Source organism: Streptococcus sp. sy018, assembly GCF_007859185.1.
Lineage (GTDB): Bacteria > Bacillota > Bacilli > Lactobacillales > Streptococcaceae > Streptococcus.
Genome location: NZ_VOHN01000004.1, coordinates 18,475 through 45,230, shown reverse-complemented (window position 1 = coordinate 45,230; position 26,756 = coordinate 18,475). Strand labels below are relative to the sequence as shown.

The window sequence follows — 26,756 nt, the reverse complement described above, 5'->3', positions numbered from 1 at the left end:
CTATAGTTTGTTATCTTTTTAACAATCTTATTATAGCATTTTTGGAAAGCGTTTGCAATAGTTTTTTGTATTTTCTTCAAAAAAAATTCTACTAAACCAGTTAGTAGAATTTACTTTATTTCCAAAAATCATCAAAAATCGTAATCGGCAGGTGACGTTTATGGGCTGTTTTTTGCCACCAATTTTCAATGATCTCTTGGGCTTGGGATGTAATTTTTTTCCCTTCCAAGTAATCATCGATATTGTTATAGGTCACTCCTAAAGCCACTTCATCTGCCAAGCCTGGTTTATCTTCTTCCAAATCAGCAATAGGAATCTTGTTGTAAAGACTTGCTTCTGCTCCTAACTCTTTCAAGAGAGCTTTTCCTTGACGTTTGTTTAGGCGAAATAGGGGCAAGATGTCTGCACCACCATCACCAAATTTGGTAAAGAAACCAGTAATATTTTCTGCAGCATGATCAGTCCCAATAACAGCTCCTTGATATTGGCCTGCAATGGCATACTGGGTAATCATACGCTGACGAGCCTTGATATTTCCCTTATTAAAATCAGAAATGCTCACACCTGCCCTAGCTAGTTCTGCCACTTGGCCATCAACTGCCTCTTTAATGTTGACTGTCAGCAGTTGGTCTGGTTGAATAAAATCCAAAGCTTTTTGGGCATCTGCTTCGTCAGCCTGTACCCCATAAGGCAGACGAACTGCAATAAATTGATAACTGTCATCTTTGGTTTCAGCTCGCATTTCTGCCATGGTTAGCTGGGCGAGTCGGCCAGCCAAGGTTGAATCTTGACCACCAGAAATGCCCAAAACAAAGGTTTTCAAGAAGGGGTGTTTATATAGATAACTTTTGAGAAAATCAATAGATTTTCTAATTTCTTCTTTGGGGTCAATTTGCGCTTTTACGCCTAAGGCTTTAACGATTTCTCTTTGTAGTGACATCAGACCTCCACTCCTCTACTCAATGCTTCCTTACGCACTCGGTCAATCAGATCCATCTTATTCTTCCACACATCGCCTGCCAAGTCCACTGGATACTCCTGTGGATTAAGTACACGTTTGTATTCGTCCCATAAGGCATCGAGTTCTTTCTTGGCATAGGCCTTAATTTCGGTCAAACTTGGCAAGTCATAGACCAATTTTCCTTGGTCATAAATATCAACTAAGAGTGGCACAGCATCAAAGTCCTTGACCCACTTGTCAATATAGGTATAGGTTGGGTGGAACATGTGGATTTCGTCTAATTGGTTAACATCAACATCAGAAAAAGTTAAATAGTCACCCTCTGACTTGCCTTTTGCACGACTGGTAATTCGCCAAACTTGTTTTTTACCAGGGGTAGAAACTTTTTCAGCGTTATTAGACAACTTAATGGTGTCTTGCATTTGCCCCTTGTCATCTTCGATGGACACAATCTTATAAACGGCTCCCAAGGCGGGTTGATCATAGGCTGTAATGAGCTTTGTTCCCACACCCCAAACATCAATCTTAGCTTTTTGCATTTTAAGGTTGAGAATGGTATTTTCATCTAAATCATTAGACGCATAAATCTTAGCATCAGGATAGCCGGCATCATCTAGTTGCTTTCTGACTTTCTTAGACAAATAAGCCATATCACCTGAGTCAATTCGCACACCTTTGAAGTTGATCTTATCGCCAAATTCCTTGGCAACCTTAATCGCAGCAGGCACACCTAGGCGAAGCGTGTCATAGGTATCAACCAAAAAGATACAGTCTTTATGAGTGCTGGCATAGGCCTTAAAAGCGTCGTAATCATTGCCATAGGCTTGAACAAGGGCGTGCGCGTGGGTTCCAGAAACTGGAATCCCAAAAATTTTACCCGCTCGAACATTACTGGTAGCGTCAGCACCACCAATCATAGCAGCCCTAGTTCCCCAAAGGGCTGCGTCCATTTCTTGAGCCCTACGAGTACCAAATTCCAAAAGTGGCTCATCTTCAATCACTGACTTAATTCGTGCAGCCTTAGTGGCAATCAACGTTTGGAAGTTTACAATATTCAAAAGAGCTGTTTCTAGTAATTGTCCTTGAGCAAGTGGACCTTCAACTTGAACTAAGGGTTCATTGGCAAAAACCAAATCTCCCTCTTGGGCTGACTTTATGGATAACTCCAACTTGAAATTTTTAAGATAGGTCAAGAAATCTTCTTGGTAGCCTAGCTCACGCAAGTAGGCAAGGTCTGTTTCTGAAAACTTGAGATTTTCTAAATATCGGACAATTCGCTCCAGACCTGCAAAAACAGCATAGCCATTGGCAAAAGGTAATTTTCTAAAATAAAGCTCAAAAACGGCTTTTTTATTGTGAATCCCTTGATTAAAATAAACCTGCATCATGTTAATCTGATACAGATCCGTATGTAGGGTCAAACTATCATCTGTATATATCATAAGTTGTCAATCTTCTCCTTATCCTTATCATTATAGCATAATTTAAGTGAAAAATAGACGCTAAGGGTTGATGAGATGGTGATACAAAAGTTTAGGTTGAGTTAACATCAACAGATGATCTTCTGGAAGAATCTTAATATGAGAAACGGTCAAAGTCTGCTCTGAAAAAACTGTTAGCTGCTTAACCAGTTGATTCACTTGTTCCAAAAGATAGCTAGGATTAAGTCCAGCATAAATACTCAAGTAAGCATAGATATTAAATTGACTAAGAAGTGGTTGGAAACTTTCTTCTTTTTTCTGTAAATTATACTCAAGAATCTGACAAAGAATACTGTCTTTTTGTTCTTCTCCTGTCAACATCATGTCCAAATACCCTGATATGTCGGTATAACTTTCGTCAACAACCTTTTGAAACATCTCATCCAAATCTGCTTGTGATGGCACTTCTTCTAATCCTGAAATTAAAACCAAGCGAGCAATCGGCAACTGGGCTTTTGCCAAAACAGATAAGGTGACTAAACTGCCATAAGAAGAAGCAATCACTGTCCCACTAGAAGATAAGTTTTTCATTTTTTCCAATAAACTTGCTTCTACTTCTTCTTGAGTAATTGCTGAAAAAGATTCATCTAAAAAATTAACAAAATCGCATTTACCCTTAGCGAAAACTGGAAATTTTAACAACTTGTCCCAAACATGTTGACTCCAGCCAAGTGGAGAAACAAATAAATAATCAATCATTAAAAGCACCTCCCTTTCTTTAAGCATAGCATATTTTAAGGCGGTTAGAAAGGTTTATTAACATTCTACTGAGTAATTCTTTTGTCAACTCTTTCACATCAAAAAAAGCAGAGTTTTCTCTGCTTTAATTGTGTTCTGTTAGGTAGTGATAGGCTGAAATACCTGCGGTCGCTCCGTCACCGACAGCTGTCGTAATCTGACGTAGGTCTTTTTGGCGAACGTCACCAATGGCAAAGATACCTGGCACCTTGGTTGCCATTTTATCGTCTGTTGGAATCCAACCATTGTCATCTGTCATTTGCAAGTCAGCTACCATCTGCGATACTGGATCAAGTCCGATGTAGATAAAAACACCTGCAAAGGCGTGATTGGTCACTTGACCAGTCTTGACATTCTCAATGTCAACGCTAGTCACTTTAACATCGTTCCCCTTGATTTCTTTGACCACGCTATCCCAAATGAAGTTGATTTTTTCATTGGCAAGAGCTCGGTCTTGTAGAAGTTTTTGGGCTCTGAGTTGATCACGGCGATGAACAATGGTCACTGATTTGGCAAAACGTGTCAAAAATAGAGCTTCTTCAACTGCCGAATCACCTCCACCAACAACAAGAAGATCTTGATCTCGGAAAAATGCACCATCACAGACTGCACAGTAGGAAACCCCTCGACTGGCATAGGTGTCTTCACCTGGCACCTGAAGTAAGCGGTGTTTGGCACCTGTTGCAAGAATCACAGTCTTGGCCTCAAATTCACCATCCATGGTCTTGACCAATTTACTTTGACCCAAGTCTTGAATGGTCGTCACAATACCATAGAGGTGTTCAACACCCAGTTTTTCTAAGGGGTCAAACATCTTCATCGATAGCTCTGGTCCAGAAATCAAGTCAAAACCAGGATAATTTTCAATATCAGCCGTATTATTCATCTGCCCCCCAGGTGCTCCCTGTTCTAACAGACCTACCTTGAGGTTACTTCTAGCTGCATAAAGGGCTGCAGTCATCCCAGCTGGACCTGCACCAATAACTAGCGTGTCGTACATGCTTTCTCCTTTTCTTAACCAGTTTCTAAGCCTTAATCATCAAAATCAGGGCCATAAAGGCAAATGATAAAATGGGAATACTAATCAAAACCATCATCATGGTGTCATACAGGGCAGCCTGTCTTTCCTTTACTGTCGGATCTAACTTGCGATTGACCCGATAAAGTAGCCAAATAATCGCAACAACAAGCGTAAAGACAATCGCCCACAACAGACCTTGTAAATAAAAATTAAAAATATTGATGAGCATAAGTGTATTAAATGTATTGTTTGTTATAAGAAGCGAAAAATTCCTTGGTTCTAGCTTCTTTAGGGTTACGGAAAATCTCTTCTGGGCTACCTTGTTCCAAGATATGTCCCTTTTCTAAAAATAGCACCTTATCTGCCACTTGATAGACAAAATTCATGTCATGACTAACCAAAACCATGGTTTGACCTGCCTTGGCTGCGTCAGCAATTGATTTTTCCACCTCACCGACTAACTCAGGGTCAAGGGCAGACGTAGGTTCGTCAAGTAAAAGCACATCTGGTTTCATGGCAAGGGCACGAGCTAGCGCCACCCGTTGCTTTTGCCCACCTGATAGGTGACGGGGATAATGGTTTTCACGATCAGACAGACCAACCTTTGCCAATTCTACTTTGGCAATTTGAGTTGCTTCTTCATCTGATAATTTTTTGACAATCTTTAGACCTTCCTTGACATTGTCTAGGGCTGTACGGCGTTCAAAGAGATTGAATTGTTGGAAAACCATGGCCAACTTACGACGCAAGGTAATGATGTCGTCCTTGCTAATGTTGGTGAAATCTACCTTGAAATCTTCAATTTCAATGGTGCCAGAATCAGCTTGTTCCAAGTAGTTTAGGCTACGTAGAAAGGTTGATTTTCCAGCACCTGATGCCCCTACCAAAGCAATGACTTCACCTTTTTTAATCTCTAAATTCAAGTCATTCAAGACCTTTTGACCTGAAAATTCCTTGGTCAAATGACTAATTTTAATCATGACGACCTCCTTGTTTGACCTGTTCTGGTGATGGAATAGCCATTTTCTTCTCCAAGAAACGACCAACAGATTCAATCACAATATTGACCAACCAATAAATCATAGCTACCGAGATAAAACGTTCAAAATAACGGTAATCTCGCCCACCAAGGATTTGAGCCTGAGCAAACATTTCCACGATTCCCGCATTAAATGCCAGAGATGTCCCCTTGGTCAAACCAATTAGGGTGTTAATCAAGGTTGGTGTTGCAATCACGGCTGCATTGGGAATAATGACACGACGGTAAATCTGAGTAGATGTCATCCCTAAACTTTTAGCCGCTTCAATCTCACCACTATTGACCGCTTGAATGGCTGCACGAATGGTTTCACTCGTATAGGCTGCTTCATTAAAGGCAAAGGCCGTAATGGCAAACACAGAAGCTGGAATACTGTTAACATTCCAGTTCAAACCATAAGATTGATTAAGAGCTTTCAACAACAGGGGAATCCCATAATAACTCAACATGAGTTGCACCAAAATCGGCGTTCCGCGTAAGAAACTAACCACAACTGCTTGAATCGGATAAAGCACTTTGGTCCGATTGATTTTAACAATGGCAAAAAGTAGGGCTAGAAGCAGACCAAAAACAGCTCCACCTAGAGTCAGTCCCAAGGTAATGGGCAACTGCTCCAAAATACTTGGAATAGCATTAAAAACTGCTCGCCAACTAAATAATTTTCCATCAGGCAGACCGGCTACCAGATTGGCATACCAACCTGCTGCAACTAATTTATCCATATTTTTCCTTTATTTTTTCTTAATTGGTGTCACAAAATCATCACCAAAGTACTGACGACTGAGTTTTTGTAAGACACCATTTTTTTCTAAAATCGCCAAACGTTGATTGACAAAGGCTTGTAGGGCCTTGCCTTCCTTATCCTTGGCAAAGAGAAAATACTCCAAGCCATCTTTATCTGTCCCAACTTGCTCTGTAACGGTTTTAATCGTCACATCAATCCCTTGATCTTGACTGAGGGTTTGGAGCGAAATGGCATCAAATAAGATAAAATCAATCTTACCCGATTCCACATCTTGTAAACGTTGTGCCAAAGGCACACTATTGGCAACATAATTGATCTCAATCGGTTCTTTATCAGGATTGGCTTGATTCCAATCTTCTAAGACCTTGGTGTAGTTGGCACCAGTATAAGCCGAGGTTGACTTACCAGACAACTCAGTCAAGCTAGCATAACCATCTTGACTAGCAATGGCGTAATTGGACTTAGAAATTGGTGTGGAATACAAGTACTTTGCTGCTCGTTCTGAACTATAATTAAAATTATTGGCAGCCAGTTGATAGCGACCTGCATTCAAGCCTGTCAAAATAGACGAGAAAGGGACTGTTTCAAAAGTCAGTTGATAATCCTTTTGATTTTGAAAAACAGCTCGTAAAACATCAATATCGTAACCAGTAAAACGACTCTCGTCCTTAAAAGTAAAAGGAGCCGTATCTGAATCGGTTGCTACGACAACTTCTGTCTTTGCAACCACTGACACTTGACGACATAGACTAAGTCCCAACACACCTATCAGCAATGTTAACTTGAGTAACTTTTTCATCATCGACGACCCTCCTTTTATCAGTGTTCTTAGTATAGCACAAGAGTTTCTTCTTGCCCAATAAGATTTTTTTATGGAGGTGATAACAATTGATTATCAAGCCATGATTAGCTTAAAAAGTTTGTTTTTTCGCCTTACGTTCAGCACGACCCTTAGCTCGTAATTCTGCTCGTTTTTCCTTGCGTCTTTTCTCATTAACTGCCCACTGAATTTTTTTCTTGTAACCTGGCTTAATCTTTTTCTTCTTCTTTTTAACCAAACCAATCATTTCAGTATCGAGTTTTTGACGTGTTTTTTCACGGTTCAAACGACGATCACGGTCATAGGTGTCTTGGAATTGCCCATCTTTTAGCATTTTAGGGACAAAACTAATGCCCAGTTTCTCCAACTCACGAATGTCAGAGTCATCACTTGGTTTATATAGGGTAATAGCTGTGCCACTTAAACCATTACGACCCGTACGTCCCACACGGTGAACAAAAAAACTCAAATCTTGTGGAATTTCATCATTGATGACATGGCTGACGCCTTCAATATCAATGCCTCGGGCTGCTAAATCAGTTGCCACAATATATTGATAATCCAGATTTTTGACTTGATTCATGATACGCTTACGTTCACGTGGTGGGACATCCCCATGAATCTTCGCCACTTTCAAACCATTGCTGATCAAGAACTGATGGAGTTCTTCTGCACGAGTTTTGGTGTTGACAAAAATCATCGCCAAATAGGGTTGCATCGACTGAATCACTTCAAGAATTTGACCATTCTTATCACGTCCCTTGGTTGACACCAACCAGTTATCAATGGTATCAGCAATAACAGTTTGCGTCTTGATTTTTTCCATAATTGGATTGGTCAGATATTTTTTTAAGAAAGGCTGGAGTTTTTGTGGAATCGTCGCTGAAAAGACCAAAATCTGCACATCCTTAGCCAAACGAGCAGCAATACGATCCACGGTATCTAAAAAGCCCATATCTAAGGTCATGTCAGCTTCATCAACCACAAAGGTCTTAGCACGATGAATATCAAGGTGACCTGATTGTACCAAATCATAGACGCGTCCAGGGGTACCAATAACAATATGTGGCTGATGGCTCTGCAAACGCTCAACCTGTCGAGCCTTATCTGTCCCACCAACATAGTTAGCCAAGCGAACATCAACTGATGAAAAAGCTGCTAACTGCTGACAAGCCTTATAAATCTGTGTTGCCAACTCACGACTAGGTGCCGTAATAACCGCCTGCACCTCAGAACTATCTTCGTCTAAGGTCTGAAAAATCGGCAATAAAAAGGTATGGGTCTTACCTGACCCTGTCTTCGATTCACCGACAATGTCACGACCTGATAGCACCAAGGGAATCAATTTTTCCTGAACTGGCGTTGGTTCTTGGAAATTCAAGTCAGCTAAAGCCTCTTGAATATAGGATTTAAACTTAAAATCTGTAAACTTCATACCTTTGATTATAACAAAAAAAGCTGATAAACCAAAAACTTTAGGCTTTATTCAGCTAGAAAATTGCTGATAAAAAAGCAAGTACCTGCTTTATTGATTTGATGATTAGACCTTTTGACGAAGAATCTTTACTATGACTCTACGCATTACTTTTCCTAGCCACTATTTCTTAAAACACTTGATTGCAAAAATCAAATAAGTTCATGAACCTCTTTTGGAAATGAAGAAAAATATACGGCAAGCTAACTTGCCCATTTTGGGACAAACACAAAAACCTTGTGAGGAGGACAACTTCCTTTGGAAATATACTCATCACAACTGTGAGGACGTCTGCCCTTTTTGGGAAAAGCACAAAAGTCTTGTGAGCAGCTCTGCCCAAAAAGGGCAGAACTAAAATAACTTGTGAGATGAGTAAAACCTTTTGGAAATATATTTATCACTACTGTGATAACCTCTGTCCTTTTTAGACAGACAGCCGTTAGCTCGTCAGACTAGCTTGCGACGTTTGAATCAATCGTAATCGGCTTATTTTTTCATTGACTTCGTTCCTTAAAAACCCTAGAATAATAATAACTAAACCTTAAAGATAATCAATAGGAGAATTTTATGGGAAATTTAATTGATCTTCTACTATCATTTGCAGACACTATTGGCGTTTTATTAGGCTTTAAAAAGATGAAATAGAAAATTTTATACAGGATCTATTTGACTAATGAGGCTATAGCAATATAACGTTATTTTTCTCATTTCAGCCAATAGATCTTGCTCAACTTTATCTAACCGTTCTTTTTTATCTTCTGATGTTGTATTTCTATAGTAACGAGGTTTCACTTTTAATCACATTATTGTTGCATTTATTGTATGATATACCTATAAAAACTGGAGAAGGTGTGTTTTCAGAAAGTGATGTTAGTCTCATTCAATCACCGTAAGAATCTGATTATCAGTACTTGAAAGGAGAAAGATGTCTATGGACAAAGATATTTTAGAACATTTATATTTACTGGAAAGTGCTGTTTCTGAATTAGCAGAACTAAATGGCCATTCATCAACACGACCAATTTCCTTTAGTTTATTTTGTTTACAACATGAATTGACTCTAAAAGAACGAGATGATTTGATATTGTTGATAAATAAATGTTTTTCTGAAAATAAGGATGCTAACTTTGTTTCTTTGAAAGAACAAATCAATATAAAATTACCTAAAACAAAACTCTTTTCTGACAAGGTTATGTCAGGAATGATTGAGATTTTGAAAAAAGATTATCTAATAAGCGATTGAAACTCCTTAAATCTTGCAACCCCAATAATTTGAACAAGATGTGGTTGAATTTCTAATCACTTTTTGTTATTATTGATGAAAAAATTCAGATAGAGGTCAAGTGTGGATATAAAAGTAGAGATTGGTAAAAGAATTAAAACGATTCGGACGAATAAAGGATTGACTCAAGCTGACATATGTAATGACGAGTCAGAAATAACCATTAGACAATTAGCTCGAATTGAAAATGGACAGTCTATGGCGACCATTCCTAAGTTAATCTATTTATCTAATCAGTTAGAAGTCAGCATCAATGAATTGGTAGATATCCATCATATTGAACTTCCTAAACGTTATTTGGAATTAAAAAATAAACTTATTAGATTTCATACTTATGGTGATGCGGAACGAATTGCTAAGCAAGAGGAAATGTTTGATGAAATTTATAATCAATTTTACGACTTTTTGCCAGAAGAAGAACAACTCTTAGTAGAAGTACTACAAGTTCATGCCAACGTATTTAGTAGCCTAGATTCTGGGTTTGGTATAGGTCTCTTAGAAGAATATTTTCATCAGGTCCTAAAAAAGAAAAAATATACTTACAATGATTTGCTTATTATAAATGTCTATTTTCTCTGTTGTGCTTTAGGATTAGAAGACCGAAAACATTTTGATACACTTTCTAAAAAAATACTAAAGTACATTGATTATAGTGATCTTGATTCAATGTATTTACTAGAGCGTATTGTTATTTCTATACTTTCTCAAATAAATGAATCAGATTATTTAACTTATACCAAGGTACTACGTGAAATTATTAAAGAATCTAATCATTTTCAACATAAACCATTAGTTTATCTATTTGAAGCTAAATATTATTTTAAGGTAGAAAATAATGAAAACAAGAGTGTAGAACTTTATGAAAAAGCTATTATTTTTGCTAAGATGTTAAATGACGATGTATTAGTTAAAAATTTAGAGAAAGAACGCGACAATGATTTAGTAACCTGACATCAATGTCATGTTACTTTTTTTATTTTTATCTTATACTAGAATCATCAAAAAGATAACTTAAAACTAAGTAGAGAAAGGAGAATAGCTATGATTATGATGGCCCTGTTAGTCGCAGTTCTTTGGTACTCTGGATGAAGTATGAACTTGTCACCGATTTTGTCGAATGTCAAAAAGTTATTATCAAAAATGAGACAAATAAGAGTAGTTTATGTCGGGTTACAGTAAATAATAAGCTATTCAAAATTATCTACTTAGAGTCTCAAGAAGTGGCAGAACTTGTTTATGATCAAGAAGAAAAAATTAAAACAATAGATGTTTTAGAATTATAACGAGAGGGAGTATGAGTATGAAAAAAGCAATGATTGTATCTGATAACATCACAAAATCATTTGGCAATAACGTTGCTTTAAATGGTATTAGTTTCAAAGTCTATGAAGGGGAAATCTTCGGTTTCCTAGGTCCATCAGGATCAGGTAAGACAACCATGATTAATATCTTAACAGGTCAGCTATCTCCGAATGAAGGACAAGGCATGCTGCTTGATAAATACTCATTACATCTATCAGCCTCTGACTTAGAAACTATCGGAATTGTTAGTGATAAAAGTGGTTTTTACGAAAAGTTATCACTAGAGAAAAATCTTCAACTCTACGGAAAATTATATGGTGTTCCTAATAGTAAAATTGATGAACTATTAAAAAGTGTAGGACTTTACGATAGCAAGCAAACACTTGCAGAGAAATTATCAACTGGAATGAAACAACGGATGTTACTCGCTCGTGCCTTGATTAACGCACCTAAAGTGTTGTTTCTTGATGAGCCTACTAGTGGATTAGACCCAACTACATCTCAGTCTATTCATAAATTACTACTGGATTTAAAAAACAAAGGAACTGCTATATTCCTTACAACACATGACATGAATGAGGCAACCTTGCTTTGTGATGAATTAGTCTTATTAAATAAAGGTCATTTAGTTGAACGAGGTGAACCTAGAGATATTATTCAAAAATATAATCAAAACAAAAAAGTCAAATTGACCTACTCTGATTTTGAACAAGAAGAAATCCTTTTTGCTCAGCTAAATCAAACTGATTTATCTCATGTTATCGCTATTCATTCTTGTGAACCGACATTAGAAGATATCTTTATCAAATTAACAGGAGAGAAATTAAATGCTTAGAAGAATAAATGCCTTAGTCTGGTTAAGAAATCAAATTTTGATCAGTAATAAAAATCTATCGATTCAAATGTTATTGCCATATATGCTTTTGTTCCTCTACAAAAAATTTATGGATGCTTCTGGAATGACTTTGATGTTCGTCTGCTTGTCTATGGCAATTTCAATGTCTATTGGTGGTATGATTTCTACCATCATCGCAGAAGAAAAAGAAAAAAACATGTTAAAAACATTGCTTTTGAGTGGCGTTCGATATAACGAATATATCCTATCTGTTTTAATCCATCCGGTACTGATGACCGTAATTACAATGATTTTGTTGCCTTTTTTAACAGAATCTAAATTAGATGGATTGTATTGGGAATATATTGTCGTCACTGCACTGACTTCATTAGTTGTAATGCTTATCAATATGTGTATCGGTTTGTTGTCATCAACACAAGCTAAAGCTCAAGTCAATGCTCTTCCGTTTACCTTCCTGGTTGCACTGCTACCTATGTTTGCTAGTGCCAATGAGAGTCTTAATGAATTTGTCGATTATACCTTTATGAGTGCCTATACCCGTTTCTTTACAGATACAGGTTTCTCTCTTGGTGATCAATCTATTAAGGTTCTTGTCCTTTGGAACATCCTTTTAGTTGCACTTAGCTATGTCGCAATTAAGAAAAGTAAGAAACTAGGAGAAAGTAAGGTTAACGTTAAGCCTAATAAGCTACAAGTTTTACCATGGAAAAAATAAATTGATGAAAATCTGATAAAAGGCTACTTCCAAAAGGAAGTAGCCTTTTATCTTCAAATTCTCAATAATACTTTCTCAATTTTTCCTGATTATCCTTAAAGAAGTTCTCTAGCCACTCCATACCATAAGCATAACTAAATCCCTCTAAAAGTACAGAAAAATCAAGTTTATCAAAGCCCATCTTTTTCAAAGCATCAAAAGTGTCAAATGGTGAATGAAGACTCTTATACTTAATAATCGCACCAATATCTTTCAAGTCTTGCTCTCTGATACTAACCATCTTCATTCCCAGAACATATTCAATCGAAACCATTAAAACAGTCAACTGTTCAAATGAATATAAGGTTTCACATACATCTAAAGGGGGCTGCTTGTTCATACTAGCAACACTATTGTTGAGCCATAGTTCTTCATAAGTGTTAAGATTAAACTGCTGACCTACACGAGCGATAAGCTCCGTTACTTTTTGACTTTCTTCATAAAAAGCATCCACATCTTGTGTGGCACGTAATCCGTGGTATTCCAAAACATAACCACCAACACAAATAATCGTTAACTGAAGATTTTCTTGAGATAACTCATGATTTAAGGCTTCAAAAACAGGTTTCATTTTATCCATGTTTGTATTTCTCCATCAACTTTTGAACATTAGCTAACTTGGCAGGTTTATTTAAGGACACCACATAGTCATGAGTTGGGCTATTCTCTTGAACAGCGTATTTTAAACTAACCTTTTGAAAATCTGTCAGTTCTTTGGAAGAAAGTAATTTTTTGACATCTTCATTAGTTAAATAAGAATAGTCTTCAAAAATAACTTTTCGCAAATAACGAAACCAGTGACTAGCATTAAAACGTGACTGTTGAGCCGCCTCTATCATATAATGATACCAATCCATTGTTTTCTCCCTTACATGCTAAATTCTTATTGCTATTCTTCTGCTAATAACCGTTCAAGTCTCCACTTAATTATTTACTTTATAGCTTTATTTTATCACATCTTTTGGTAAAATGACTTATTCTTGCAAAATATCATGATTGCTAATTTTTTCTTAGGATAAAAACAAAAACCTTGTGAGGAGGACAACTCCCTTTGAAAATATGCTCCTCACAGCTGTGAGCACGTCTGCCCTTTTTGGGAAAAGCACAAAAGTCTTGTGAGCAGCTTTGCCCAAAAGGAGCAAAACTAAAATAAGTTGTGAGATGGATAACTCCCTTTGGAAATATGCTTATCACAACTGTGAGGAGATAAAACCCGTTTGGAAAAACAAGAATAAAAAGAGAGCTAGGAAAACTCTCTTTTTATTTTGTATCAATAAATGGCTTACCAAATAATCACACGATCTTTTTCTGCTCGCCACATGCCGTCTGTTTCCTTAATGTCAAAGGCTTGGTGGAAGTCAGCAAAGTTTGGTAATTGAACATTGGTACGCAAATGACTAGGTGCGTGAACATCTACACTCGCTAGCATCTGCATAAACTCTGGACGAGCTTTGAGTCGCCAAATCTTCGCAAAATTAGTAAAATAATCAACTGCTGAAAAATCCTTGTCTTGTTTGGCTGCCTCTAAAGACGCTGCCAAGCCACCCAAATCAGCAACATTCTCAGAAACCGTTAATTTACCATTCACCTTGGCACCATAAGAATCCAAACCATCAAACTGAGCGACCACTTGATCGGTTCTTTGAGTAAAGGCTTGGTAGTCCTCATCTGTCCACCAGTTTCTCAAGCTACCATGTTCATCAAAGGATGCGCCATTGGTATCAAAAGCATGGGAAATTTCATGGGCAATCACCGCACCAATCCCACCATAATTGGCGGATGATGATTGATTTAGTGAATAAAAAGGTGCCTGCAAAATCGCTGCTGGAAAAACAATCTGATTTTGTTGTGGTGAATAATAAGCATTGACCACATGGGCTGACATGTGCCAGATATCACGGTCAACGGGTTGATTCCACTTGCTCCAACTATGCTGGATAGAGATTTGCGCCAATTTTTGAGCATTTTCTAAGAGTGACTGATTGTCATCAATCATTTTTTGAGCGTAGGTTTCTGGTAACTTTTCTGGATAGCCAATATGGGCTGTTATGCCATTCAGTTTAACGATGGCCTGCTCAATGGTTTCTCGAGCCAACCAGTCATTCTTAGCTAGTCGTTCCTTGTACACCTCAATTATGGTCGCTACTTTTTTCTCAACATCAGTCTTGGCTTCCTTGGAGAATTTTTTATCAGCATACCAAAGCCCCAAGGCTTGACTATATGGACCTTCTGCCAAATAGTAGGCTGCTTTCTGTGGATTCATGGCCTCTGGCGTACCTGATAAGGCCCTACGATAAGCTCCTGCTAGGACACGGATGTCATCTGTCAAATAACTAGTCCACTGGGTTGCTGCAGCATAGATTAAAGACGCCTGTAGGGCTGGCCAATTTTCTTCTGAGAAATACTCCTTAGCAAACTCTAACCAAAAACGTTCTTCTGGCACAATCACCCGATCAGGCAGTTGCCCCAAAATCTTAGAGAAAATCTCATCCAATGGCAATTCTGGTACTAACTTGGTAAAGTCAGCCCAGTCATAAGGATGATAGAGTTTGGCATACTCAGAACTTTCTTCATTGGATAGGACATAGTTGGCTAGCTTGGCATCTAGGGCAATAAACTGATCTAAAATCTTAGCTATTTCTTCTTGTGAAAATGGAAATTGACTAAGTAAGTCTGTCGCCGCTTGACGCCACATAGCTAACAATTCCTGACCTTTTTCATGCCCTTCTTCATAATAAGTCACGTCTGGCAGAATCAGACTTGGTGCTTCTGCCCAAAGGACATTTGTTGTGGCATCCATGAAGTCTGGTGCTACGCCAAAGGGAAAGAGATTCGGCTTACCGGCTAGTTCATATTCAGCAATCTTACTGGTAAAATCAGCAAAAGAAGTCAGTTCCTGCATTTCCTTAATCAAGGGCAGGACAGGTGTCACACCTAATTGTTCTCGAGTTTCAAAATCACTGATGAGTCGGTGGTATTTGATAAAGTTCTCTAAAATAGGATTATCTTTTGGCAAATCTTTACCGGCCAACCAATTCTCTGTTGTTTCTAGTATGAGTGCTTCAATCTCATTGTGCAGCTCAACAAATCCCCCTGTCGCTGGTTTGTCATCTGGAATCACTGCTGTTTCAGCCCAAGCTCCATTGACCGCTTGATAAAAATCATCTTGTAAACGTACCATATAATAGCCTCCTTGTTTTGTCTTAGACCTATTTTATCAAAATTTTCAGTTACTGACCGTTTTTAATTTAAAATTGCCAGGGTTTGATAAGGTTTCAAGGTTATTTTTTCACCTAAAACCACATCTGAATAGTTGTTTAAAAGCACTTGACCGCTTTGATAATCTGACAAAAGATTTACTGTCACCTCATGACCAAAGAAATTATTCAACACCAGTAATTGTTCTTGCCCTAAATGACGTTCAAAGGCGTAGATTTCATTACTATCGACATAAGCAGCCCGATATTCTCCCTCAGCAATTAAAGGCATGGTTTTACGCAAGCGAATCAAGTCTTGATAAAATGGAAAAATCTTGCCTTGTTTTTCTGTTTCCACATTGATGGTTTGATAGGTCTTACCGACCTTAAGCCATGGTGTCGTGGTTGAAAACCCTGCGTGCTTACTACTATCCCATTGCATTGGTGTGCGTGAATTATCACGGGACTTGGCCTTGATGATGGCAAAAGCCTCGTCTTCTGATAAACCTTGCTCTAATAACATTTGATAGGCATTGATGCTTTCAACATCAACATAATCAGCCATGCTATCATAATCAGGATCTAGCATGCCAATTTCTTCACCCATATAGATGTAGGGTGTCCCTCGTGAGAGATGAATTGACGCTGCCAGCATGGTTGCTCCTTCCTCACGGAAGTTCTTAACATCAACAAAGCGATTAAGGGCTCGTGGCTGGTCATGGTTGTTATAAAAGAGAGCATTCCAACCATTTCCCTCACTCATTTCTTGTCCCCAACTGTGGAAAAGTCCTTGCAGTTCCTTGAAATCAAAGGCTTTAATCGTCCATTTTTGACCTTGGTCATAATCCACCTTGAGATGATGGAAATTAAAGGCCATAGAGAGTTCTTCTCGTTCTGGGGCTGTATAAAGTAGGCAGTTTTCAATGGTTGTTGCCGACATCTCCCCTACTGTCATAAACCCTGCTTCTGTACCAAAGGTAGCTTGATTGAGTTCATGCAGATAGTCATGGGTAATCGGACGATCAGTATAGGCTGGCTTGCCATCATTGATTGGGCAATCTTCTAAAATCTCATCTTTACCAATCAAGTTAATCACATCAAAACGAAACCCTTTGACCCCTTTTACCTTCCAAAAATTAACAACATCAATCAGTTCTTGTCGCACATGGGGATTACGCCAGTTGAGATCTGCCTGGGTTTTATCAAATAGATGAAGATAATACTTGCCAGTATCACCAAAAGGTGCCCAAGCGTTGCCACCAAATTTTGACACCCAGTCTGTTGGTTCATCTCGAAGAATGAAAAAATCTTGATAAAATTTATCGCCAGCCAAGGCCTTTTGAAACCATTCGTGCTCCGTTGAACAATGGTTGAGTACCATGTCCAACATAAAGTTAATGCCATATTCTCGACCTTTGGCAATCATCTCTTCAAAATCAGCCATCGTGCCAAAAAGAGAGTTGACTGCTTTGTAATCTGAGATGTCATAACCATTATCCCGTTGTGGACTAGGATAAAACGGATTGAGCCAGACCATATCGATTCCTAGTTCGGCGAGGTAGGGAAGTTTTTCAATGATGCCTCGTAAATCTCCGACACCATTTCCAGTAGTATCTTTAAAAGATTTGGGATAAATTTGATAAACTACCTGACTTTTATCAAATGCCATGTTCGTATTTTTCTCCTTATTCATTTCAAAAGGGCCAAGGCGATATGGCGAAGCCGCTATCGACATCTTGACCCTCTTTTTTCTTTTAAATGCTAGCTAATCCACTTAAATACGACTAGCTGTTAGCAAGCTTTCACCACGTTTAATTTGGCGAGGTAGTTGACCAACAACATCTGGTTGGAATTGTTCTTGATTGGTTACAATAATTGGTGTTTCACTAACTAGATTAGCAGCTTTAATCACATTCAAATCAAAGTTAATTAAGGTATCACCTGCTGCGACACGCTCACCTTGTTTGACATAAGCTTCAAAGCCTTTGCCATCCAAGCTAACGGTATCCATACCAATATGAATTAGCACTTCTACTCCTGCATCGGATACTAAACCAATTGCATGCTTGGTTGGGAATAAGACAGACACCGTTCCATCAAATGGCGCAACGACTTTACCATCACTTGGTTCAATAAGAACCCCTTGCCCCATCACACCTGAAGCAAAAACTGGATCTGTTGCTTGACTCAAAGGCTTGATTTCACCTGCCATTGGGCTAAACAAGTCAACGAGATGCCCCACTGAAGTAGATTCTTTTTTAGCTTCGGCAACTGCTTCTTCCTGACTTAGTTTCATTGCAGCATCTTCTACCTTAGTTAAGATACCAGCTTTACGGAAGAATACGGTTAGAATAAATGGTACGGCAATCGCCACCAACATAATACCTGCAAAAGCAAGCATGTATTTTGGCTGAATTGACAAGATACCAGGAATACCACCGATACCAATGGCATTAGCAGTCACATTGAACATGGTTGACAACAAACCTGCTAGACCTGAACCAAGCATCCCGGCTACGAATGGGTAGATGTATTTGACATTGACCCCAAAAAGAGCTGGCTCAGTTACCCCAAGGTAGGCTGAAATGGTCGCTGGCAGCGAAATTTGTGCTTCACGTTCATTTTTACGATTCATCCAGTAGTAAGCTAGTACGGCTGAACCTTGAGCGATATTTGATAGGGCAATCATTGGCCAAAGGGCTGTACCACCTGCATCAGCAATCAACTGTGAGTCAATCGCGTTGGTCATGTGATGTAGGCCTGTGATAACAAACGGTGCATACAGAGCTCCAAAAATTGCGCCGAACAACCATTTCAAGGAACCTGTCAAACCTGCTAAAACAATCGCTGACAAACCTTTACCAACTGCCCAACCAAATGGTCCTAAGATCGTATGAGCCAAAATCAAGGCTGGAATCAAAGACAAGAATGGCACAAAAATCATCGATACTACTTCTGGAATGCGTTTACGCCAGAAGATTTCTAGATAAGATAGTGATAGACCTGCCAAAAGGGCTGGAATAACTTGTGCTTGATAACCAATACGGTTGATAGTAAACGAACCAAAGTTCCACACCCAGTTTTCTGCAATCTCTTTAGCTGGTGTGCCTGCTACGGCATAGGCATTTAGCAACTGTGGCGAAACCAAACAGATCCCCAAAACAATCCCTAAAATCTGAGTGGTTCCCATCTTACGTGCTACTGACCAAGTAATCCCAACTGGTAGGAAGTGGAAAATGGCCTCACCTGGCAACCAAAGAAAATGATTGACACCACTCCAAAATGGCGATACATCAACAATGGTTTTACCCCCTAGAGATGACCATTGTACACCTTCTAGGACATTACGGAAACCTAGAATCAAACCACCGACGATAATGGCTGGAATGATTGGCGTGAAAATCTCAGCCAACATGGTCATCACACGCTGAATAGCATTCTGATTACTCTTGGCTGCTGCCTTAGCTGCCTCTTTTGACACCCCTTCAATGCCTGAAACGGCTGTAAAGTCATTGTAAAAAATTGGCACATCATTACCAATAATGACTTGAAACTGTCCTGCATTTGTAAAGGTACCCTTAACGGCTGAAATTTTTTCAATCGCTGCTACATTAGCTTTACTATCGTCAAACAACACAAAACGCATCCGTGTGGCACAATGCGATACAGCAGAAATATTATCCTTGCCACCTACTGCATCAAGCAGCAATTTGGCTTCTTTTTCAAATTTTCCCATTTGATGACTCCTCATATTTTTTAACAACCAAAAATGGTCTATAAAGTTACTTCTAACCCTATTGTAAGCGATTTTATTTCTGTATGCAACTTGTATGCTTTATTTTTTATCATTTTTTTGGTAAAATAAAACTCTTGTCTGCTAAAAAACAGACAAGTAATCATTGAGAGAAACAAATGAAAAAATACGAAATCATTTTTAAGGACTTACAAGATAAGATTAAAAAACAACACTATCCTGTTGGTCAGTATTTACCTTCCGAATTGACCCTAACTAAAACCTATTCAGCCAGTCGTGACACCATCAGAAAGGCGCTTCGCCTGTTGAATGAGGCCGGTCTTGTTGAAAGCACACAAGGTGTGGGCACTAAGGTCATTCACAGACAGCAGATTCAATTTCCAATTTCTGAATTGACCAGCTATCAAGAATTAGTCCAACATCTAGGCATGCCTTCAAAAACACGAGTCATCAGTTTGGACAAGGTTATCCTTGATGATAAGCAAGCTCAAACAACTGGTTTTACCAACAAGGCAATCGTTTGGCGAATCACTCGTCAAAGACAGGTAGATGGAGTTGCTTCCGTATTAGATATTGATTACTTGGATAAGCAACTGGTACCAAATATCAATAAAGATATTGCCCAATATTCTATCTATGCCTACTTGGAACATATGTTAAAACTAGATATTGCCTACGCTCAAAAAGAAATCACGATTGAGCAAGTGACAGCTACCGATCAGATTTATCTTGATTTACATGGCGATCAGCATGTAGTTTCTGTCAAATCCAAAGTATTTCTCGCTGATGGTCAACAATTTCAATTTACTGAAAGCCGACATAAGCTCGACAAGTTCAAATTTGTTGACTTTGCTAAACGAAAAAAATAAAACAGGTAAATTAACTTACCTGTTTTTTGTATCTAAAATAATGGTCACTGGGCCATCGTTAACCAGACTGACTTGCATATCAGCACCAAAGATACCAGCTTTAACTGGAACGTATTGGGAGAGTTGCTGATTAAACGTTTCATAAAATGTTTTAGCAAAGTCTGGACTGGCTGCTCCTGTAAATGCTGGGCGATTGCCTTTTTTAGTATCGGCAAAAAGCGTAAACTGGGACACCGATAAAATCTGACCGCCAATATCTTGAACAGATCGATTCATCTTATCTGCCTCATCAGCAAAAATTCGCATATGCACTAATTTACGAACAGCATAAGCCAAGTCATCTTGATTATCATCAGGACCAATACCAACCAAAAGTAGTAAACCTTGGTCAATACTTGAGATTTCTTGTTCTGCTACATGAACGCTGGCAGCTTTGACACGTTGCACAATAATTTTCATCTTACTTACCCGTTCGTTCGTTTCACACTATAAACATCTGGCACAACCTTAATCTTATCCACAATAGCCATCAAGGTAGCTAGGTTCGGGATGCTAAAACTCAAGTGAATATTGACAAATTTCATATCCTTGGTTGATTGAGCATTGACCGAAGAAATGTTCTTGGTTCTGGTCGATAGGATTTGGAGAACATCATTGAGAAGTCCACTACGATTCAGACCGTAAATATCAATGTTTGCCACATATTCCTTATGCGTATCCTGACCATCCCATTCAACCTCAATCAAGCGTTCATTATAACCGTCTTGACTCTTGATATTGTTACAGTCACTACGGTGAATCGCCACTCCACGTCCTTTGGTAATGTAGCCGTCAATTCTATCACCTGGAACGGGATTACAACACTTGGCAATCCGCATTAACAAACCACTTGCCCCTTGGATGATGACGCCATTTTCACTACGCACCTTTAAGACTTCACGATTGTCTTGTTTGATTTCGCCGCCATTAACCAACTCATCGGCTTCTGCCTTGGCCTTAGCTCGTTCAGCCTCTTGGCGCTCTTTTTCGGTCAATTTATTAAAAACGCTAATGGCACTTAGTTCGCCAAAACCAATGGCTGCATACAGAGCCTCCTCACTTTTGACACTCAAGCGAGGCAAGATCATGTCAATATGCTTTTTATCCAAAAATCGACTGGCCACATAGCCTTGCTCTTGAAAATAAGCAACTAGCAACTCTCGTCCTTTATTGATAGACAACTCACGGTCTTGATTTTTGAAAAACTGGCGAATCTTATTTCTGGCCTTATTGGTTTTAACAATTTTAATCCAATCACGACTTGGCCCAAAGGAATTACTATTCGTGATAATTTCTACCACATCGCCTGTTTTAAGCTTAGCTGTTAAAGGCACCATACGCCCATTGACTTTGGCACCAGTCGCCTTTTCACCTACTTGGGTATGAATGGCATAAGCAAAATCAATTGGCCCAGAATCTTTTGGCAATTCTTGGACAGCTCCAGTTGGTGTAAAAACGTAAATGCGTTCAGTAAAAATATCTTCCTTAACAGAATCTACAAATTCACGCGCATCACCACTGGAATCATCCTGTAACTCAACCAACTCTTTAATCCAGTTCATGCCAGCAGCTTGTTCAGCCTGATTGACCTTACCAGTTATGCCCTTTTTATAAGCCCAATGGGCTGCCACACCATATTCAGCCACTTGGTGCATGTCCTTAGTCCGAATTTGAATCTCAATCGGGCCATTGGGGCCATAAACTGTAGTATGAATAGACTGGTAACCGTTGGCCTTAGGTACTGCGATGTAATCCTTAAACCGCCCTGGCATAGGACGCCAAAGTTCGTGAATATAACCGACCATGGCATAGACATCACTAGCCGTTTCCATGACACAACGAATGGCAATCAAATCATAAATTTGGTCAAAGCGTTTTTTCTTATCGCGCATCTTACGGTAAATCGAGTAGATGTGTTTGGGACGACCGTAAATGTCACCATAAAGGCCTTGTTCATTAGTGTAAGAAGTAATCCGCCCAACAATCTCTTCAACCAAGGCCTCACGCTCTCGCCTTTTTTCTTTCATCATGTGAGAAATTCTATAGAACTCTGTCTCGTTCAAATAACGAAACGACATGTCCTCTAACTCCCACTTAATTCGGCTAATTCCCAAGCGATGAGCTAGCGGTGCATAGATTTCCATCGTTTCACGCGAAATACGCTCTTGCTTATCCTTACGCAAGTGTTTAAGGGTCTGCATATTATGCAAACGGTCAGCCAGTTTTACCAAGATCACACGAATATCCTTAGACATTGCCATGAGCATCTTGCGATGATTTTCAGCCAACTGCTCTTCGTGAGATTTGTATTCAACCTTACCAAGCTTAGTTACACCATCAATAATGACACGAACGTCTGAACCAAAGTCAAAGGCCAAATCGTCCAGACTAATATCAGTATCTTCTACCACATCATGCAAAAAGCCACAGGCCACTGTTACCGCATCCAAATGCAAGTTTGCCAAAATACCCGCCACTTGAATAGGATGAATAATATAAGGCTCACCTGATTTGCGAAACTGGCCAGTATGGGCAGCTACCGCATAGTTCATAGCTTTCTCAACAAAAGCAACATCTGTTTCACTCAAGTAGCTTGCCGTTAATTCAACCACTTCTTGTCCTGTTAAATTCTTTTCTTTTACCATTTGGCATAGGCTCCTTCAAATAGGTCTTCTTCTTGATTGATAATAGACTATTTTACCATTTTTATGATAAAAAATCATGCGATTCTTGCCAAAAATCAAGACCAGATAAAAAATGAAATCGTTTTCTAAAAAGTAGTTGCTAATTTCGTCATTTAGGATTAAAATAGAGGTGTTAAGAAAATTTTAAGGAGGCTTTATATGTCAAAATACTATCTATCTAAGAGTGCCTTACTCTTATCCTTGGTAGCTGCCAGTATGGGAGCAAGCCAGTTGGTTCAAGCTCAAGAAATAACGGATACAACGACACCACCTACATCTGTTACCAATGAAATGAGCACTACAGGTGAAACAGTTGATAACCCTAGTCCAGTAGTTGAAAGTTCAACGGCTAGTACAGACAGTGACACACCTGTGACAGAAGAAAGCACATCAGCAGAGCCTGTCGTTACTACAATGGCTGTTACCGAAGCTGAAACTGAAGATTTAGCACCTGTTGAAGGGCAAAATGTCAATGTTCGTGTTCTCTCGACAACTGACCTCCACACCAACCTCATCAACTACGACTACTACCAAGATAAAACCTCACAAAATATCGGTTTGGCAAAAACTTCTGTCCTAATTGACGAAGCCAAGGCTGAAAATAGCAATACAATCCTAATCGATAGTGGAGATACTATTCAAGGAACACCACTAGGAACTTATGCAGCGACAGTTGATCCTGTCAAAGAAGGGGAAAAACATCCTATGTATGCTGCTATGGAATTATTAAATTATGATGCTGCCAATATCGGTAACCATGAATTCAACTACGGTTTAGAATTTTTAAAGAGCGTAGTAGGAGCTTCTTCACTACCTATTCTCAATGCCAATGTCATTGATGCGAAAACCAACGAACCAATCTTTAAGACTTATGAAGTCGTCACTAAGACCTTCACAGATGTTGATGGCAAAAAAGTTTCACTTAAAGTCGGAATTACAGGCATTGTACCACCACAAATCATGAACTGGGACAAGGCTAACCTTGAAGGTAAAGTTCTTGTTCGCGATGCTGTTGAAGCCGTTAAAGAATTGATTCCAACCATGCGTGAAGCTGGGGCAGATCTCGTTTTAGTCACTGCCCATTCAGGTATCGGAGATGAAGAATACACAGTTGGGGAAGAAAATGTCAGCTACCAGCTAGCTAGTCTAGAAGGTGTTGATGCGCTTGTAACAGGACACTCTCACGCGGAATTTCCATCTAGTTATTACGGCCAATTTGCAGGTGTTGACCTAGAAAAAGGAACGATCAATGGAACACCTGTTGTCATGGCTGGTAAATACGGCGACCGTCTAGGAGTCATTGATCTTAATGTGACTTACACTGATGGTAAATGGCAAGTCAATAAAGAGTTGAGCCAAGGTAGCCTACGTAAAATTGATAACAAGTCAGAAGTCGTTGATGAAAGACTTGTTCAAATGGCTCAAGAAACACATGACAAAACAGTTGCTTATGTTCGTCAACAAGTCGGAACAACAACTGCTCCAATCACCAGCTACTTTGCCCTTGTTCAAGATGACCCATCTGTTCAAATCGTTAATAATGCTCAACTTTGGTATGTTAAACAAGAACTAACTGGTACTCCTGAAGGCGAATTGCCACTTCTTTCTGCTGCTGCACCATTTAAGGCTGGAGCCCGTAATGATCCAACAGCCTACACAGACATCCCAGCTGGACCATTGGCAATCAAAAATGTTGCTGACCTTTATGTTTATGACAATGTCACTGCTATTCTTAAAGTGACAGGTGCCGACCTTCGTGAATGGTTAGAAATGTCTGCTGGTCAATTCAACCAAGTGGATCCAAATAAAACAGAGCCACAAGATTTGGTCAACACCGACTACCGTACCTATAATTTTGACATCATTGACGGTTTGACTTATGAATATGACATCACTCAACCAAACAAATATGATCGTGATGGTAAATTGGTTAACGAAACAGCCAACCGTGTGAAAAATCTTCGTTACCAAGGTAAAGAAATTGACGACGCACAAGAATTTATTGTAGTCACTAACAACTACCGTGCTAGCGGTACTTTCCCTGGTGTGAAAAATGCAAGTCTAAACCGCATCCTTAACTTGGAAAATCGCCAAGCTATTATCAACTACATCGTTTCTGAAAAAATGATCAACCCAAGTGCTGACAATAACTGGCGTTTTGCTGACACTATCAAGGGACTTGATTTACGCTTTAGAACTGCTGATTATGCTAAGAGCTTACTTGGTACCGATCAAAGCATTAGCTATTTAGAACCAAACAGTTTAGAAGGTTTTGGCACTTTCCGATTCACTTATCTTGAGCCGCAAGAAACGGTGACTGAAGAAGTGATTGAAAATACACAAAACACACCATCCACTCCAAAACCAAGTGTGGAAATCAAAACTCCAGAACAGGCTGTAGAAGTTAGCACGCCAAAACAAGACCAAACAACCGTAACAACTTCAGGAAAACCAACTAAGACACCTATGACAAACATAGGGGTTGTTCCTGAAAAACAACCATTAGTTGCACATCAGACAAGTTCAAGTAAAGACCTTGCTAAACCTGTTAATTATTCACGAGCTGAAAAACACAGCCTACCAAATACAGGTACAAGTACATCTGCCCTTCTTCAAGTCATGGGATTAAGTTTGATTGGTCTAGCCGCAAAATTTGGTTACAAAAAGAAAGACAATAAATGACAACCTTAGACTACCTAACCAAACTAACTAGTATTCCTTCACCAACAGGCTATACCAAAGCCATTATGGATTATTTGGTTGAAGAGTTAATTCATCTTGGCTATAATCCTAAACGCACTGCCAAAGATGGTGTTCTCGTTAGCTTAGACGGTCATAATCAAAAAGAACATCGCCTAGTCACTGCTCATCTGGATACCTTGGGAGCCATGGTTAGAGCCATTAAGCCAGATGGTCGCTTGAAAATCGCCTTAGTTGGTGGCTTTAATTACAATGCGATTGAGGGAGAAAATTGCACCGTTCATCTTGCCCAAAATGGTAAAGAAATCAGCGGTACTATTCTCCTACATCAAACCAGTGTCCATGTTTACCGAGATTCAGGCAAATTGGAACGCAATCAAGATAATATGGAAGTTCGTTTGGATGAAAAAGTAACATCTGCTGATGAAACATCAGCTCTTGGGATTCGGGTTGGAGATTTTATCTCATTTGATCCCCGTACCCAAGTGACCACTAGTGGTTTTGTCAAATCACGTCACCTAGATGATAAGGTATCAGCTGCCATTTTACTTAATTTATTAAAAAATTATGCCAAGGAAAACACGCTCCTTCCCTACACCACTCATTTTTACTTTTCTAGTTTTGAAGAGGTTGGGCATGGAGCAAACTCTAGTCTCCCCAAGGAAGTGGTCGAATATTTGGCTGTTGATATGGGCGCTATTGGTGATGATCAAGCTACAGATGAATATTCTGTATCAATCTGCGTCAAAGATGCTTCTGGCCCATACCATTTTGGCTTGCGTCAACATTTGGTTCAATTAGCAGAAAAACAGCAAATCCCCTATCAACTAGACATCTATCCTTACTATGGAAGTGATGCGTCTGCTGCTATGACGGCAGGTGCTGAGGTGCGACACGCTCTCTTAGGAGCTGGTATTGAATCAAGTCATGCTTACGAGCGAACACACTTAGACTCAATTCAAGCCACCGAACAATTGATTGACATCTATCTAAACAGCCCTCTCAGTCAATAAAAAAACTAGGACAGTTACCCTAGCCTT

General features: G+C 39.1%; 23 protein-coding genes. 7 read left to right on the top strand and 16 right to left on the bottom strand.

Features of this window, described 5'->3' with window-relative positions; all coding sequences use genetic code 11:
* Positions 1-115: 115 nt before the first annotated feature.
* The 9 genes from nadE to FRX52_RS04355 all read right to left on the bottom strand — a co-directional run bounded on the left by nadE (position 116) and on the right by FRX52_RS04355 (position 8,240).
* Entirely contained in the window at positions 116-940 is an 825-nt protein-coding gene (gene nadE / locus FRX52_RS04395; RefSeq protein ID WP_146495906.1) for an ammonia-dependent NAD(+) synthetase, read from the bottom strand.
* Positions 940-2,400: a nicotinate phosphoribosyltransferase gene (locus FRX52_RS04390; protein WP_146496111.1), complete on the bottom strand. Its 1,461-nt coding sequence runs from the start codon at positions 2,398-2,400 to the stop codon at positions 940-942. The genes nadE and FRX52_RS04390 overlap by 1 nt, the downstream gene beginning before the upstream one ends.
* Positions 2,401-2,463: 63 nt before the next feature.
* Positions 2,464-3,141 carry a hypothetical protein gene (locus tag FRX52_RS04385; RefSeq protein ID WP_146538635.1) on the bottom strand — a complete coding sequence of 226 codons (678 nt, stop codon included), beginning with the start codon at positions 3,139-3,141 and terminating at the stop codon, positions 2,464-2,466.
* 124 nt (positions 3,142-3,265) lie between these two features.
* Positions 3,266-4,180: a thioredoxin-disulfide reductase gene (trxB, locus tag FRX52_RS04380; protein ID WP_146538634.1), complete on the bottom strand. Its 915-nt coding sequence runs from the start codon at positions 4,178-4,180 to the stop codon at positions 3,266-3,268.
* A 25-nt stretch (positions 4,181-4,205) separates the two neighbouring features.
* Positions 4,206-4,430: a DUF4059 family protein gene (locus FRX52_RS04375; RefSeq protein WP_146461751.1), complete on the bottom strand. Its 225-nt coding sequence runs from the start codon at positions 4,428-4,430 to the stop codon at positions 4,206-4,208.
* 7 nt (positions 4,431-4,437) lie between these two features.
* Entirely contained in the window at positions 4,438-5,181 is a 744-nt protein-coding gene (locus FRX52_RS04370; RefSeq protein ID WP_146495900.1) for an amino acid ABC transporter ATP-binding protein, read from the bottom strand.
* A complete protein-coding gene (locus FRX52_RS04365) occupies positions 5,174-5,962 on the bottom strand; it encodes an amino acid ABC transporter permease (RefSeq protein WP_146495898.1) in 789 nt (262 codons plus the stop codon). The genes FRX52_RS04370 and FRX52_RS04365 overlap by 8 nt, the downstream gene beginning before the upstream one ends.
* A 9-nt stretch (positions 5,963-5,971) precedes the next feature.
* The gene (locus FRX52_RS04360) at positions 5,972-6,787 is read right to left on the bottom strand and encodes a transporter substrate-binding domain-containing protein (protein WP_398586897.1); all 816 of its coding nucleotides are present in this window, start codon (positions 6,785-6,787) and stop codon (positions 5,972-5,974) included.
* 109 nt (positions 6,788-6,896) lie between these two features.
* The gene (locus FRX52_RS04355) at positions 6,897-8,240 is read right to left on the bottom strand and encodes a DEAD/DEAH box helicase (protein ID WP_146538633.1); all 1,344 of its coding nucleotides are present in this window, start codon (positions 8,238-8,240) and stop codon (positions 6,897-6,899) included.
* Between the two features lie 970 nt (positions 8,241-9,210).
* Between FRX52_RS04355 and FRX52_RS04350 the strand changes: the two genes are divergently transcribed.
* From FRX52_RS04350 to FRX52_RS04335, 4 genes are all read left to right on the top strand, one after another.
* A complete protein-coding gene (locus FRX52_RS04350) occupies positions 9,211-9,522 on the top strand; it encodes a hypothetical protein (protein WP_146538632.1) in 312 nt (103 codons plus the stop codon).
* Between the two features lie 102 nt (positions 9,523-9,624).
* Positions 9,625-10,512: an XRE family transcriptional regulator gene (locus FRX52_RS04345; protein WP_146538631.1), complete on the top strand. Its 888-nt coding sequence runs from the start codon at positions 9,625-9,627 to the stop codon at positions 10,510-10,512.
* 349 nt (positions 10,513-10,861) lie between these two features.
* The gene (locus FRX52_RS04340) at positions 10,862-11,698 is read left to right on the top strand and encodes an ABC transporter ATP-binding protein (protein WP_186603344.1); all 837 of its coding nucleotides are present in this window, start codon (positions 10,862-10,864) and stop codon (positions 11,696-11,698) included.
* Complete coding sequence (locus FRX52_RS04335) at positions 11,691-12,434, top strand: ABC transporter permease (RefSeq protein WP_146538630.1); 744 nt, start codon at positions 11,691-11,693, stop codon at positions 12,432-12,434. The genes FRX52_RS04340 and FRX52_RS04335 overlap by 8 nt, the downstream gene beginning before the upstream one ends.
* Before the next feature lie 61 nt (positions 12,435-12,495).
* Here FRX52_RS04335 and FRX52_RS04330 read toward each other — a convergent pair whose 3' ends face one another.
* The 5 genes from FRX52_RS04330 to treP all read right to left on the bottom strand — a co-directional run bounded on the left by FRX52_RS04330 (position 12,496) and on the right by treP (position 19,406).
* Complete coding sequence (locus FRX52_RS04330) at positions 12,496-13,053, bottom strand: DUF6036 family nucleotidyltransferase (protein ID WP_146538629.1); 558 nt, start codon at positions 13,051-13,053, stop codon at positions 12,496-12,498.
* Positions 13,046-13,330 (bottom strand): hypothetical protein, encoded by a 285-nt coding sequence (locus FRX52_RS04325; protein WP_146538628.1) that lies wholly within the window; start codon positions 13,328-13,330, stop codon positions 13,046-13,048. Before FRX52_RS04325 ends, FRX52_RS04330 begins: the two co-directional genes overlap by 8 nt.
* A 425-nt stretch (positions 13,331-13,755) precedes the next feature.
* Positions 13,756-15,654 carry a M13 family metallopeptidase gene (locus FRX52_RS04320; protein WP_146538627.1) on the bottom strand — a complete coding sequence of 633 codons (1,899 nt, stop codon included), beginning with the start codon at positions 15,652-15,654 and terminating at the stop codon, positions 13,756-13,758.
* Between the two features lie 62 nt (positions 15,655-15,716).
* Positions 15,717-17,339 carry an alpha,alpha-phosphotrehalase gene (treC, locus tag FRX52_RS04315; protein WP_146538670.1) on the bottom strand — a complete coding sequence of 541 codons (1,623 nt, stop codon included), beginning with the start codon at positions 17,337-17,339 and terminating at the stop codon, positions 15,717-15,719.
* A 105-nt stretch (positions 17,340-17,444) separates the two neighbouring features.
* Positions 17,445-19,406, bottom strand: a complete 1,962-nt coding sequence (gene treP, locus FRX52_RS04310) for a PTS system trehalose-specific EIIBC component (RefSeq protein ID WP_146538626.1) — start codon at positions 19,404-19,406, stop codon at positions 17,445-17,447.
* Between the two features lie 176 nt (positions 19,407-19,582).
* Between treP and treR the strand changes: the two genes are divergently transcribed.
* Complete coding sequence (treR, locus tag FRX52_RS04305; protein WP_146538625.1) at positions 19,583-20,293, top strand: trehalose operon repressor; 711 nt, start codon at positions 19,583-19,585, stop codon at positions 20,291-20,293.
* Positions 20,294-20,308: 15 nt separating this feature from the next.
* Here the strand turns inward: treR and dtd are convergent, their stop codons facing one another.
* Both dtd and FRX52_RS04295 read right to left on the bottom strand, forming a co-directional pair.
* Positions 20,309-20,752, bottom strand: a complete 444-nt coding sequence (gene dtd / locus FRX52_RS04300; protein WP_146495884.1) for a D-aminoacyl-tRNA deacylase — start codon at positions 20,750-20,752, stop codon at positions 20,309-20,311.
* A 5-nt stretch (positions 20,753-20,757) separates the two neighbouring features.
* Complete coding sequence (locus FRX52_RS04295) at positions 20,758-22,977, bottom strand: bifunctional (p)ppGpp synthetase/guanosine-3',5'-bis(diphosphate) 3'-pyrophosphohydrolase (RefSeq protein WP_146538624.1); 2,220 nt, start codon at positions 22,975-22,977, stop codon at positions 20,758-20,760.
* A gap of 198 nt (positions 22,978-23,175) precedes the next feature.
* Here FRX52_RS04295 and FRX52_RS04290 point away from each other — a divergent pair, with 198 nt between their 5' ends.
* On the top strand, positions 23,176-25,698 hold the full coding sequence (locus FRX52_RS04290; protein ID WP_146538623.1) for a bifunctional 2',3'-cyclic-nucleotide 2'-phosphodiesterase/3'-nucleotidase: 2,523 nt from the start codon (positions 23,176-23,178) through the stop codon (positions 25,696-25,698).
* Positions 25,695-26,729, top strand: a complete 1,035-nt coding sequence (locus tag FRX52_RS04285; RefSeq protein ID WP_146538622.1) for a M42 family metallopeptidase — start codon at positions 25,695-25,697, stop codon at positions 26,727-26,729. Before FRX52_RS04290 ends, FRX52_RS04285 begins: the two co-directional genes overlap by 4 nt.
* The last annotated feature ends 27 nt before the right edge of the window (positions 26,730-26,756 follow it).